Genomic DNA, 12,467 nt, shown 5'->3' with positions numbered 1-12,467 from the left:
GACGGCGCGGGCGGACGACGAGGGGCGGGGCTGCCAGCTTCCGTCGGAATCGGGCCAACCGGGGGCCGGAACCGGCCGACCGGAATCCGCGGTTCACCGGGCGGGCCCGGTGGCCGGAAACCACCGCCCGCGGCGGGCGGATCGGATGGCGGCGGGCCGCACGCACCCCGAGCACGGCACGGCCGGCCGCCATCCAACCTCGGCACACGGGCCCTGAACCCGTGCCACCCCCTCCGCACTCGCCGAGGAGCCAGCGCACGACCGTTCCGCGGCCCCCCTGCTGACGTGGTCCCCCTGGACAGCAGCACCGCAGCGGCGTTCGGGTGTTCCCTCGGCGTCCCCTCGCGACGGAGAGCTGCACCCAAGCGTGATCAGTCGGATACGTCACGTCAATGGTTTGTCCGAAATTCGGAATGGTTGCGTCAACTTTCGGCCCGGCGACCCGAAGAGCCGTCAAGGCTCTCCGTCAGGGCTGCGCGAGGGCGACCCAGTCGACGGTGGCGAGGGGGTCGGCGGGGCGGGCGTCCGGGCTGATCTCGCACCAGACCCGCTTGCCCGTGCCGTCGGGGTACCAGCCCCAGCGGTCGCAGAGCAGTTCGACCAGCTCCAGGCCGCGCCCGTTGGTGGCGTCCACGTCCGCGCCCGCGTGCCGGGGGGCGGGGGCGACCTGGCTGGCGTCGGCGACCTCGACCCGCAGCGGGCCGACCGTCGCCGACTGCCGCACCGCGCCGCCGCCGGCACCGTCCGCGGCGGCGTCCGACACGGCGCCCCGGAGGTCGCCCAGCGGGAAGCAGAGCCGCAGCACCGCCGGACAACCGGTGTGCACCACGGCGTTGGTGACCAGTTCGGAGACCACCAGCACCACCGTCTCGGCGATCGGCGCGTCCGGGTCCACCCCGTGGTTGAGCAGCCGCGAGCGGACCCACCGGCGGGCCCGGCCGACTTCGGCGGGGTCCGCCTGCACCGCAAGCTGTACCTGAAGAACCTGCACCGCTCCACCACCCGCACTCGCAGTTCGGCCACCGTCTCGGCCGGGCCCTGGTCGCCCGGCCGGCCCGGGCACGCACCGGGCCCGCCGTCCGTCGGGCCGCCGCCCAGCGGGGGCCGACCGCACGTCGCACCCGCCGCGGCGCACCCGCGCCACCTCGTCCGTCGCGCACCGGCCGCGACACGAATACGCCTCAGGATGGTTCGGCGGGCGGACCGCAGCAAGCGCTTCGGGCATATTCCAGCGATCGGGGGACAGGGCAGGGCATACTGTCCCGTTCACTCTGGCGAGCCTCGGACCGGCGATCGTCCGGCCCGGGCCGGCCGGCCCGCGACGCAGAGGCGAACCTACCGCCGTCCGCCCCTCGCACCGCACCCGCCACTCGCGAACCACCCGTGCGACATATGTCCAGCCGCCTTCGAACAGCCCAACTGCGGGACGGGCGGCAGATCCCACGATCTGACGATCCGAAGCCCCGGCCTCCTGTTCTTCACCGAATCCACCCGCCGCCCGAACCGGGCGGGTTACCGTGGGACGCGTCAGCGGTCGGTCCGGCAGGGAAGGTGGTGACCGGTGGCCGCCACCGACGGCGCCCCGCGCCGGGACGAGCAGCTGCAGCGGCGCCTGGCCCGCGGCGAGGAGACCGCCCTCGGCGAGCTGTACGACCAACTCGCCCCGATGGTCCACGGGTTGGCGGGCCGGATACTGGCCGACCAGACCGCGGCGGCGCAACTCACCCGGGAGATATTCGCCCACGTCTGGGAGCACCCCGAGGCCTTCGACCCGGCCCACGGCTCGCTCCGCGCCTGGCTCGGCGCGCTGACCCACCGCCGTGCGGTGGACCGGCTGCGGGCCCGCCGCGCCGCGGAGGCGGGCTACGCCGGCGACGCGGAGGACGAGATCCGCGCGGTCGCCACCGCCGCCCGGGTCCAGTACGTGGTCGCCGCCCTGCCGCAGCCGCTGCGTGAGACCATCGCCGAGTCCTACTACGACGGCCGCACCTACCAGGAGACGGCCCGCCGGCTGGGGATCAGCGAACAGGCCGCCAAACAGCGGATGCGGCTCGGCCTGGAGCTGCTCGCCGCCGAGTTGGAGCAGGAGCGCGCCCGGCACCGGGGCCCCGCCCCGGCGGAGCCGGAACGGGTGGACGCGGAACGGGACGGCGGCGGTCGGCGGAAGGAGGGCGGGGGGACGTGACGATCACCGACGAGCGGCACGAGGCCCTGCGCTCGCTGCTCGGTGCCTGGGCGCTCGGCGCCGTCCCGTCCCGCGAGGCCGACGAGCTCGAGTCCCACCTGGCCGACTGCCCGCCGTGCGCCGAGGAGGCCGAGCGGCTGCGCGAGGCGGCCGGCTGGCTCTCCGTCGAGGAGCCGCTGGACCAGCCCGTCGCGCTGCGCCAGCAGGTGCTCGACTGGTGCCTGACCCGACGCCCGGCCGAACTGCCCGTCCCCGCCTGGGGCGTGCCGTACGCCGCCGAGACCGCCAAGCTCGACGCCCTGCTGCGCGACCTCGGTCCGGAGGAGTGGCAGGAGGTCGCCGAACTGCCCTGGCACGGCGGCACCGAGTACCTGCGCCCGGCCGAGGTGCTCTGCCACCTCGCCGCCGTGGACGGCTACCTGGCCGTCGCCCTCGGCCTGCCCGACCCCGTCCCGGGCGCCGCCGGGCCCGGCGGCACGGCTCCGGGCGCCACCGGGCCGGCGGCCGAGCGCCGGGTCCCGCCGCAGGAGGCCGTCCTCCCGCAGGTGCCCCGGGTACCGCCGCAGGCCGGCCGGCGCTGGGCCCAGATCACCGACCGCACCGCCCGGCTCACCGCCGAGCAGGCCGGCCAGCCACCGCAGCGGATCCGCGCCCGGTGGCGCCGGCACTGCCACCAGCTGGTCCGCTCGGCCGCGCTCGCCCCGCAGGGCAACACCCCGGTGGACTTCGGCTTCGCGACCGTCCCGCTCCGGGACGCCTTCGTCGACCGGGCCTTCGAGTGCTACGTGCACGCCGAGGACGTCGCTCGCGCGGTCGCCTACCCCTACGACCCGCCGGCCCCGCAGCACCTGCGGCAGATGATCGACCTGGCCGTGCGGATGCTGCCGCTGGCGCTGGCCGGGCAGCGGGCGGCGCACCCCGAGCTCACCGGGGCCGCGGTCGGCGCGCCGGCACCGCCGGGCGAGGGCCGGCCCGGCCGCCGGATCCGGCTGGTGATCGACGGCCCGGCGTCCGGCGAGTGGCTGATACCGCTGGACGGCCCGGACGCGGGCCCGCCCGCCGGTGAGCCGGTGGCGGCGATGGTGCTGGACGGGCTGGAGTTCTGCCAGCTGGCCGCCGCGCACCGCGACCCGGACCGGCTGCCGGTCGGCGAGCACGGCGACCGGGCCGCGATCCGCGAGGTGCTGCGCGCGACGCCGCTGCTCTCCCGTCCCTAGGCTCCGGCCGCAGCGGTCAGGCGAAGACCACGGTCCGGGTGCCGTTCAGCAGCACCCGGTGCTCGCTGTGCCACTTCACCGCACGGGCCAGCGCCTGGCACTCGACGTCCCGGCCGAGCGCGACCAGCTGGTCCGGGGTGATGTCGTGGGTCACCCGGGCCACCTCCTGCTCGATGATCGGGCCCTCGTCGAGGTCGGCGGTAACGTAGTGCGCGGTGGCGCCGATCAGCTTGACGCCCCGGGTGTGCGCCTGGTGGTACGGCTTGGCGCCCTTGAAGCTCGGCAGGAAGGAGTGGTGGATGTTGATCACCTTGCCGGAGAGCGCGGTGCACAGCTGGTCCGACAGCACCTGCATGTAGCGGGCCAGCACGACCAGCTCGACCTTCTCCTCCGCGACCAGGTCCAGCAGCCGCTGCTCGGCCTCGGCCTTGTTCTCCCGGGTCACCGGGATGTGGTGGAACGGGATGCCGTAGCCCTCGGTGAGGTCGCGGAAGTCGGTGTGGTTGGAGACCACCGCGGCGATCTCCACCGGCAGCGCCCCGATCCGGGTGCGGAACAGCAGGTCGTTCAGGCAGTGCCCGAACTTGCTGACCATGAGGACGATCCGCAGCTTCTCGTCGCTCGGGTGGATCTGCCAGTCCATCCCGAAGGAGGCGCCGATCGCGGCGAAGCTCGCCCGCAGCTTGTCGACGGTCACCGGCTCGACGGCCGAGAAGTGCACCCGCATGAAGAACAGACCGCTGTCCCCGTCACCGAACTGCTGGCTGTCGATGATGTTGCACCCGGTCATGAAGAGGTAGCTGGAGACCGCGTGGACGATGCCCTGCTTGTCGGGGCAGGACAGCGTGAGGACGTACTGGGCGCTGGCCGGCTGCTGTTCCACGGTGGGGGTATCCCGTCCTGAGCTCGTGCTGGTGTGAATGCTCCAGCGTGTCACACTCCGGAAGGCCCCCCTCCGGCTGCCCGCACTGCGGGACGGCCCGCCGCGCAGCGGGCCGGCGCCGGTCTCAGACCTGGGTCAGGATCCGCAGCACGTCCAGCGAGCGCGGCGGGGCGTCCGGGTCCTCGCCGTCGTTCACGGCCAGCCTGACGTGCGCCTCCCGGGCCGCCCGGACCGCCTCCGGCCAGCCGTGGTGCTCCAGGTACGCGGAGGCCGGGGCGTCCGCGCCGACCTCGTGCAGGATCCGCACCACCCGCAGCACCGCGACGTCCACCAGCGTGGCCTCGGCGGAGTCCCGGAAGATCGTGCCGACGTACTTCTCGGCCGACCAGCGGTCCAGCCAGGTGTCCTCGACCAGGCGGTAGACGGCGTCGGTGACGTCGCCGTACCCCTCACGGCCGGCCAGCCAGGCGTCCCGCTGGAACCCGGGGTCGGAGAGCATGTGCAGCGCCGAGCGGAGTCGGGCCCGCCAGCGCCACCAGGGCAGGTCGTTGAACGGCATGCCGCCCATCGTGCTGGAGCGGTGGCCCGGACGAGAAGGGTTTCGGGCAGACCGATACGAAGATTCTGTGCTGGCGGACATGGGGATCGATCGTACGTTCCCCCACTGTTCGTGCTCCACTCCCGGTCTACACGCGTCCTCCCCCGGTGTTCCACCCCCATTTCCCGGCTGTTGGCCGAACGGCCCTCTCGGCTTGCGGCACCGGGGATTGGCTGGATCCGGTGCGCAGCACAGCGCCCAGGGAGGGAAAGACCGATGACCAGCCGTAGGGGCTCGTCCCAGGCCATGCACCCGATCGCGGGACGGCGCCGCCGGCGCCCGATCGCCGCCGCGGCGACCGCCGCCGCGTTGCTCCCAACCCTCTTCTCGGCCTCCGCGTGCGGCGGACCGGCCGATGCCGCCACCGGCAGCGGCGACCTCACCGTGATGACCTGGGCTCCGGCCGGCACCGGCTCGGCCGACCGCCCCGGGATGACCGATCTGGCCGATGCCATCGGCCGGGACATCAACGTCAAGGGCGGCCTGCACGGCCGCCGGCTGCGGGTGATCACCTGCAACGAGCACAACACCTCCGACGGCGCCAAGGCCTGCGCCCAGCAGGCGGTGGACGCCAAGGCGGTCGCGGTGCTCGGCTCCTACAGCCAGTACGGCGACGACTTCATGCCCGTCCTGGAGCGGGCCGGGATCCCGCTGATCGGTGGCTACGGCCTCTCCCAGCTGGAGTTCAGCAGCCCGCTGTCCTACCCGGTGGGCGGCGGCATGCCGGCGCTGATCGGCGGCAGCGGCCGGCAGCTGGTGGAGGCCGGCTGCAAGGCGGTCTCGCTGATCCGCCCGGACACTCCGGCCGGCGACAACCTGCTCGGCTACCTGGGCAGCGCGCTCAAGCCGGCCGGGATCAAGCTGCTGGACGTCAAGGCGCCGGAGAAGTCCAACGACTACACGCCGGTGATCCGCAAGGCGATCGGCGGCGACCAGCCGGGCAACTGCGTCACCAGCGCGCTGGGCGCCGAACCGACCGGCAACCTGCTCGACGCCTTCCGCCGGACCGGCGCGAAGAACACCCGGATCGCCTCGGTGATCGGCAGCGTGCAGCAGTCGGTGGTCGACTCCACCGGCGGCGACAGCGGCCCGCTCGCCGGCGCCTTCGTGACCGGCTGGTACCCGCCGGAGTCGGCCAAGATCTGGGACGGGCTGCGCGCGGTGATCCGCGCCCAGGCCGGTCGGCACATCGACGCCGCCGACCCCGGGGTGCAGACCACCTGGGTGGCCTTCGAGGTGTTCCGCCAGGTCTCCGACCGGCTGGCCGCGGCCGGGCGCCAGATCTCCAGCAAGACGATCACCGCGCTGCTGGACGGCGGCGAGCAGATCGACGTGGGGCTCACCCCGCCGCTGAACTGGGCGACCACCAACATGCTGCCGAGCACCGAGTCCCCCCGGCTGGTGAACACCTGGGTCACCTACCAGGAGGTCAAGAGCGGGCAGCTCACGCTGCAGCGGCCGGGCTTCGTGGACGTGCGCTGGGTGCTCACCGGGGGCAAGCCGCCGGCCTGATCCGCGCTCCTGGGAGGGCCCGGCCGTCCACCGGCCGGGCCCTTCGGCGTGTCCCGGGGCGGCGCTCCCGCACCGCGGCGGGGTCAGAGGTCGCCGTCGGTGCGGGTGGGCAGGCCGGTCTGGCCGGCGACCGTGTTCCAGAGCCCGGCCGCCTGCTTCTTGGCGGTGGTGGCGGTGCCGCTCGCGGCGACGGCGTTCTTGTAGTGCTGGTTGTCGTTCTTCTTCGGGTCACAGCCGCCCTGGGCGTCCCCGGCCCAGGCCGCGTACTCGTCGTCGGCGGTCGCCGAGGCCGTCCACGCCGCGTTCAGCTGCTCCACCAGCTGCGGTCCACCCGGCAGCTTGTCGGTCTTCAGCCCGGCCAGCTTGGTCTGCAGCTCCCGGCGCTGCCCGGCCGCGGCGGTCAGCGCCTGCTGCGACTCGGGCAGCTTGTCGCACTTCTGCACCGAGGCGACCGCGCCGATCACGGCCTGCCGGCTGTCGTTGGCGGTGCCGAGCAGGTCGGAGAGCGCCTGGGCCTGCGCCTTGACCTCCGGGTTGACCGTGGCGGTGGTCGGGCCGGCGCTCGGCGCGGTGGCCGCGACCGTGCCGCTGCCGGTGACCGCGGGGACGGCCTTCTTCTCCGTGCCGGGCGTGTCCTCGTCGCCGTTCAGCAGCACCGCGACCAGGATGGCCGCCGCCACGCCGCCCGCCACCACACCGCCGATCAGCAGCTTCGACGAGGAACGGCCGCCGCGGCCGCCGTCCCGTCCGCCCGGGGCCTCGGTCCGGTGGTCCGGGTAGCCCGGCGCCGGCCGGTCGGCGTACCCCGGCTGCGCGGGCGGGTAGCCGCCCGCCGCGTGCGGGTCGGCGGCCGGGTACGGCGGGAGGTACTGGGTCGCCTGGGCCGGGTCGGCCGGGTAGCCCGGCTGCTGCGGGGCGCCGCCCCAGGACGGCTGCGCGCCGCCCGGGTGGACCGGCATGGCCTGGGTCGGAAGCGCGCTGTCCCCGAGGTACTCCGGCTGCCCGGACGGCTGGCCCGGGTACGGCCCGGCCGGCGGCTGGGCGACCGGCTGGCCGGCCTGCTGACCCTGCGGCGGCCCGTACGGCCGGCCCTTCGCCGGCTGGCCCTGCGGCGGGCCCGGCTGCTGACCGGGCTCGGGGCGGAACAGGTCGTCCAGGTTGAAGTCACCCGAGTTGGGGTACGAGCGGCGCTGGCTCAACGCGATTCCTCACCTGTGCACGACCGCGCGCTGACGGCGGACCACATCTCGTCGGTTCTTGGGAGCATCACAGTTCCTTGGACGTCGCGCCCACGCTACCGGTTCACCGAACCGGCCGACCACGTGGGCGGTCCGTCCCTCACCGTCCCTGCACGCTCCCCGCCGTCCTCCTTGACGGCCCCTCCTCAGGCCGCCTCCGCCTCCGCCCGGGCCTGGAACTCCCGGACCACCCGCTGCTCCCGGTACGGCTCCAGCCTGCGCCGGAACTCGTCCAGGTACTCCACGCCCCGGTTGGAGCGCAGCCCGCTCAGCAGCCGGACCGCCTGCGCCCCGGTCTCGCAGGCCCGCTCGACGTCCCGCTGCTGGAGCTGCGCGGTCGCCAGCAGCACGAGGTCCACCGCGCGGCGCCGCACCCGGGTCGGCGGGTGCAGGTCGAGCGCCCGGCGGGCGTAGTGCTCGGCCGGGCCGGCCTGTTCGAGATCCCGGTGGCAGTGGGCCAGTTCGTCGGCCAGGTAGGCGTCGTCGAAGTGCACGATCCAGTCCGGGTCGTCCTCCGGGCGGCGCTTCTCCATCATCTCCAGTGCCTTGGCGGCCACCGCCTCGCAGGCCTTGGCGTCGCCGAGCAGGGCGTGCCCGCGCGCCTCCGCCGCGTAGAACATCGCCATCGCGGTCGGGGTGGCCACCGTCCGGGCGCCCTCCTGGGCCGCCCGGGCGAGCTGGGCGATCTCCCGCGGATTGCCCAGGGTCGCCGCCAGGTGGCTCATCGAGGCCGCCAGCACGTACCCGCCGTAGCCCCGGTCGTCGGCGGCCTGGGCCAGGCGCAGCGCCTGGATGTAGTACCGCTGGGCGAGCCCCGGCTGGCCGGTGTCCACCGCCATGTAGCCCGCCAGCTCGGTCAACCGCGCGACGGCGGCGAAGAGCTGACGTCCGGTCTCGTCCCGGTAGGAACCGCCGAGCAGCCCGGAGACCACGCTGTTGAGGTAGTGCACCACCACCGGGCGGACGTGCCCGCTGCCGAACCGGTGGTCCAGGTCGACCAGCATCGCGGTGGTCGCCTTGACGGCCGCGACGTCGGTCGGGCCGACCCGGGTGCCACCGGTGCGGGCCACCACCGGGTCGGGCGGGGTGATCAGCCAGTCCCGGCTGGGCTCGACCAGCGCGGAGGCCGCCACCGTCGCCCCGGTCAGGAAGTCGCGGCGGCCGACGTCGCTGCGCCACAGCTCGCAGACCTGTTCCAGCGCGGCGCCCAGGGTGGGCGCGAACTGCAGGCCGATGCCGGAGCTGAGGTTCTTGCCGTCCGCCATGCCGATCTCCTCGACCGACACGCTGCGCCCCAGCTTGCGCCCGAGCGCCTCGGCGATCACCGCCGGCGCCTGCCCCCTCGGCTGCTGGCCACGGAGCCAACGCGCGACGGAGGTCTTGTCGTACCGCAGGTCCAGACCGTGCTCGGCACCACAGAGGTTGACTCTCCGTGCCAGACCGGCGTTGGAGCAGCTGGCCTCCTGGATCAGCTGCTGGAGACGCTCGTTGGGCTGTCGTGCGACAAGTGGTCTCGCGGCCATTGGGCTTCGCCTCCCCACACCCTCCGGTCCCGGCCGGCGGGCGACGCTTTCTGCTGATCTCTGTTGCCGAGTTGCCGACTGTCCGACCGTTCAAGGAAACTGACACCAGGTTAGCGATCAGCAACGCCAGCGGGATACCCACGGTGACGATCCCGACCCCCCACGCGCCCGGCAGAATGCTCCCGTGCGCCCCCACTGCGCCCACCCCGCCTCCCCCCGGCGCGCTCCCGTACGGTCCGCCTCACCGGTTCGGGTGAAATGCCGCCGGCCGGCCCGGCGGCCCCGCCCCGCCCGTAACCCGCCTCACGCACGGTAGTTGAGCACCCCGTGGAAGAGATCCCCGATCCCCTCGACCAGGACCCCGGCCCCGCCGTACCCCCGCTGCTCGTCGAGGCCGTCGGCTACGCCGAGACCTGCCACTGGGAGGTCACCCCGGGCACCTGGCCGGTCGACGGCGACGGGGGCACCCGCTGCTCCTGCGGCGAGCGGCGCTGCGCCCTTCCCGGCGCCCATCCGATCGACACGGACTGGGCGCGCCGGGCGAGCGCGGGCCCGGGCGCGGTGCTGCACTGGTGGACGGAGCACCCGGAGGCGTCGATCCTGCTGCCGACCGGCCGGTCCTTCGACGTGCTGGACGTCCCGGAGGTGGCCGGCTGCCTGGCCCTGGCGCGGATGGAGCGGAGGGGGCTGCAGCTCGGGCCTGTGGCGGTGGTACCCGCCGCGCCCGGCCGCTCCGGCCGGCGGCTGCACTTCCTGGTACTGCCCGGCGCGGCGGCCCGGCTGCCGCAGCTGCTCCGCAAGCTCGGCTGGCCGCCCGGCCGGCTGGACCTGGTGGCCCGCGGCGAGGGCGACTGGACGGTGGCCCCGCCGTCCCGGGTCGGCCCGGGCGGCTTCGCCCAGTGGGCCCGCTCGCCCGCCACGTGGGGCCGCTGCCTGCCGGACGCCGCCGAGCTGATCAACCCACTGGCCTACGCCTGCGGACGCGACGCGCCGCCGGCCGCGGTCTGGCCGACCCGGCCCGCGGCGGTGTACTGACCGCCCCCTGGACTGCCGCCCTGCGCCGATCGGGTGAGGGCGCGCGCCGCGCGACACCCCGCGCGCGAGTGACGGGCCTTGTCTCCCACCGGAGACGGGGCCCGTCATACGCATGTGCGGATAAGGCTTCGGTGTACCCGCTGGTCAACGGTGAAAGCCCCTCGTACGAGTGACAGCGCTCAAGGATTGCCTTGATCGTCCGAGTGGGAGAACTCCCAGCGTGAGGGGCCGCCGGACGGGGCGCTCGGTCGGGGAAGCCGGGCGAGGCGGACGCGGGAGGGACGGAGGGGATCGGAGGGGACGGGAGGGACAGGGCGGGGCCGTGGTACCGGCCGGGTTCGGGGAGGCCGGTGCCACGGGAAAGCGGGAGGGAACGGGAGGGGCCGGACGGGGCCGGGAGCGCGGGGAGCGCCCGGCCCCGTCCGGCGTTGCTCAGGGTCCGACGTTGCTCAGGCCCGGTGTCGCCCGGGCCCGGTGTTGCTCAGGCCTGCGCGACGAAGACGTGCGCGGCGATCTCCTTGCCCAGCTCGGCGGCGTTGTCGCCGGTGCCCACCAGCACCCCGCCGACCCCGGCGCTCACCCGCACCGTCGACCCCGGCCGGACCCCGGCCCGGCGCAGTGTGCGCATCAGGTCCCCGTCGGTCTGGATCGGCTCGCCGATCCGGCGGACCACCACGTCGGCGCCGTCCAGGCCCGGCAGCACGCTGTCCAGCGGGACGAGCCCGGCGTCGAAGCCCTCGCCCTCGGCCTTGGCGTCGCCCAGCTCGTCCAGCCCCGGGATCGGGTTGCCGTACGGGGACTGGGTGGGGTGGCCGAGCATGGCGAGCACCTTGCGCTCGACCGTCTCGCTCATCACGTGCTCCCAGCGGCAGGCCTCCTCGTGCACCTGCTCCCACTCCAGGCCGATCACGTCGACCAGCAGGCACTCGGCGATGCGGTGCTTGCGCATCACCCGCACCGCGAGCCGGCGCCCCTCCTCGGTCAGCTCCAGGTGCCGGTCGCCCGCGACCCGCAGCAGTCCGTCGCGCTCCATGCGGCCGACCGTCTGGCTGACCGTGGGGCCGCTCTGCTCCAGGCGCTCGGCGATCCGGGCGCGCATCGGGGTGATGCCCTCCTCCTCCAGCTCCAGGATGGTGCGAAGGTACATCTCAGTGGTGTCGATCAGCCCAGACATCGCCGCTGGCTCCGTTCCTCGGTGTCCTCATCGCCAATTCTGACCTACCGCACCGACTGCCGGGCCCGCCGCAGGGCGCCGGGGGCCGCTTTTCGCACCTGTTGACAGCGGCGCCGGTCAGGCAGCACGGTGCTGGCCGGAGCTTCTCCCCCGCGGCCCGGACCACCACGGCCCGCCCCCACCCGGCCGGAATCCCCCACCGGCAGAGAGCGAAGGCAACAGATGAGCGAGCTGGTCGGCCGGTACTTCGACGCCGCGATCGCGCACCTCCAGCGGGTCCGCACCGAGGAGGCGGAGAACATCGAGGCGGCCGCCGCCCTGCTCGCGGAGGCGATCACCGAGGGCCGCCGGATCTTCACCTTCGGCGCCGGCCACTCCTCGCTGGCCGCCCAGGACGTGGTCTACCGGGCCGGCGGGCTGGTCCCGATGAACCTGCTGGAGGTCCCCGGGATGGCCGGGGTCACGGTGATGCCGGCGCCGCTGTCCAGCGCCCTGGAGCGGGTCTCCGGCCTGGCCACCGCCGCCCTGGACCACACCCCCGCCACCAGCGGTGACCTGCTGTTCCTCATCTCGCTGTCCGGCCGCCAGATGATGCCGGTGGAGCTGGCCCAGCACGCCCGGGGCCGGGGTCTGAAGGTGATCGGGCTGACCTCGCTCGCCTACCCCGGCGAGGTCCCCTCCGGCCACCCGTCCGGCAGTTACCTCAAGGACCACTGCGACGTCGTCCTGGACAACAAGATCGCGGTCGGCGACGGCGAGCTGACCCACCCCGGCGCCGAGACCACCTTCGGCCCGGTCTCCACCATCGTCACCAGCGCGCTGATGCAGGCCGTGGTCGCCTCTGCGGTGGACCGCCTGGCCGAGGCCGCTCTCGCCGGCACCGGTGCCACCCCGCCCCTGTTCCGCTCCGGCAACGTGCCCGGCGGCACCGAGTGGAACGCCAAGCAGATGGCCGACAACGCGGAGCGGATCTTCTACACCTTCTGATCACGCCCGGCCGTTCGCCGTACGGCGGCGGACCCGCCGGTACCGGTCGGTCTACGCCAACCGCCCGACCGCCGTGGACACCCGCCCCGTCGGCGGGCCCCGCCCGGGGCCCGCC

11 protein-coding genes are annotated in these 12,467 nt (G+C 74.5%); 5 read left to right on the top strand and 6 right to left on the bottom strand.

All coding sequences use genetic code 11. The annotated features are described in order from the left end of the window. Nucleotides 1-466 precede the first annotated feature (466 nt). Nucleotides 467-991, bottom strand: coding sequence for an ATP-binding protein (locus tag ABTX81_RS34145; protein WP_350553778.1), 525 nt, complete (start codon nt 989-991; stop codon nt 467-469). Between the two features lie 570 nt (nt 992-1,561). Here ABTX81_RS34145 and ABTX81_RS34140 point away from each other — a divergent pair. Then, nucleotides 1,562-2,185, top strand: a complete 624-nt coding sequence (locus ABTX81_RS34140) for an RNA polymerase sigma factor (RefSeq protein ID WP_350553776.1) — start codon at nt 1,562-1,564, stop codon at nt 2,183-2,185. Continuing rightward, nucleotides 2,182-3,402, top strand: coding sequence for a zf-HC2 domain-containing protein (locus ABTX81_RS34135; protein WP_350553774.1), 1,221 nt, complete (start codon nt 2,182-2,184; stop codon nt 3,400-3,402). Before ABTX81_RS34140 ends, ABTX81_RS34135 begins: the two co-directional genes overlap by 4 nt. A 16-nt stretch (nt 3,403-3,418) precedes the next feature. Here the strand turns inward: ABTX81_RS34135 and purU are convergent, their stop codons facing one another. Further along, entirely contained in the window at nt 3,419-4,285 is an 867-nt protein-coding gene (gene purU / locus ABTX81_RS34130) for a formyltetrahydrofolate deformylase (protein WP_350553772.1), read from the bottom strand. Between the two features lie 124 nt (nt 4,286-4,409). Next, complete coding sequence (locus ABTX81_RS34125; protein ID WP_350553770.1) at nt 4,410-4,925, bottom strand: SCO4402 family protein; 516 nt, start codon at nt 4,923-4,925, stop codon at nt 4,410-4,412. Nucleotides 4,926-5,099: 174 nt separating this feature from the next. On the opposite strand from ABTX81_RS34125, the gene ABTX81_RS34120 reads away from it, so the two are divergent. Next, nucleotides 5,100-6,395 (top strand): ABC transporter substrate-binding protein, encoded by a 1,296-nt coding sequence (locus tag ABTX81_RS34120; protein WP_350553768.1) that lies wholly within the window; start codon nt 5,100-5,102, stop codon nt 6,393-6,395. An 83-nt stretch (nt 6,396-6,478) separates the two neighbouring features. Here ABTX81_RS34120 and ABTX81_RS34115 read toward each other — a convergent pair whose 3' ends face one another. Together ABTX81_RS34115 and ABTX81_RS34110 are read right to left on the bottom strand one after the other, a co-directional pair. Next, nucleotides 6,479-7,594 (bottom strand): hypothetical protein, encoded by a 1,116-nt coding sequence (locus ABTX81_RS34115; protein WP_350553766.1) that lies wholly within the window; start codon nt 7,592-7,594, stop codon nt 6,479-6,481. Nucleotides 7,595-7,779: 185 nt separating this feature from the next. Then, nucleotides 7,780-9,156, bottom strand: a complete 1,377-nt coding sequence (locus ABTX81_RS34110; protein ID WP_350553764.1) for an NsdA family TPR-like regulatory protein — start codon at nt 9,154-9,156, stop codon at nt 7,780-7,782. 327 nt (nt 9,157-9,483) lie between these two features. Between ABTX81_RS34110 and ABTX81_RS34105 the strand changes: the two genes are divergently transcribed. Then, entirely contained in the window at nt 9,484-10,191 is a 708-nt protein-coding gene (locus ABTX81_RS34105; protein ID WP_350553763.1) for a bifunctional DNA primase/polymerase, read from the top strand. A gap of 481 nt (nt 10,192-10,672) precedes the next feature. On the opposite strand, the gene ABTX81_RS34100 is transcribed toward ABTX81_RS34105, so the two are convergent. Further along, on the bottom strand, nt 10,673-11,365 hold the full coding sequence (locus ABTX81_RS34100; protein ID WP_350553761.1) for an iron-dependent transcriptional repressor DtxR: 693 nt from the start codon (nt 11,363-11,365) through the stop codon (nt 10,673-10,675). A 222-nt stretch (nt 11,366-11,587) separates the two neighbouring features. Here ABTX81_RS34100 and ABTX81_RS34095 point away from each other — a divergent pair, with 222 nt between their 5' ends. Next, nucleotides 11,588-12,352 carry an SIS domain-containing protein gene (locus ABTX81_RS34095; RefSeq protein WP_350553759.1) on the top strand — a complete coding sequence of 255 codons (765 nt, stop codon included), beginning with the start codon at nt 11,588-11,590 and terminating at the stop codon, nt 12,350-12,352. Nucleotides 12,353-12,467 lie beyond the last annotated feature (115 nt).

Source organism: Kitasatospora sp. NPDC097605 (genome assembly GCF_040302725.1).
GTDB lineage: Bacteria > Actinomycetota > Actinomycetes > Streptomycetales > Streptomycetaceae > Kitasatospora.
Note: the sequence above shows the minus strand (reverse complement) of the source record. Positions and strands in the feature narration are given on the sequence as shown.

Coding starts and splice junctions, on each gene's coding strand:
- ABTX81_RS34120 (WP_350553768.1), top strand. CDS start 5,100: ATGACCAGCCGTAGGGGCTCGTCCCAGGCCATGCACCCGATCGCGGGA.
- ABTX81_RS34110 (WP_350553764.1), bottom strand. CDS start 9,156: ATGGCCGCGAGACCACTTGTCGCACGACAGCCCAACGAGCGTCTCCAG.
- ABTX81_RS34095 (WP_350553759.1), top strand. CDS start 11,588: ATGAGCGAGCTGGTCGGCCGGTACTTCGACGCCGCGATCGCGCACCTC.
- ABTX81_RS34100 (WP_350553761.1), bottom strand. CDS start 11,365: ATGTCTGGGCTGATCGACACCACTGAGATGTACCTTCGCACCATCCTG.
- ABTX81_RS34125 (WP_350553770.1), bottom strand. CDS start 4,925: ATGTCCGCCAGCACAGAATCTTCGTATCGGTCTGCCCGAAACCCTTCT.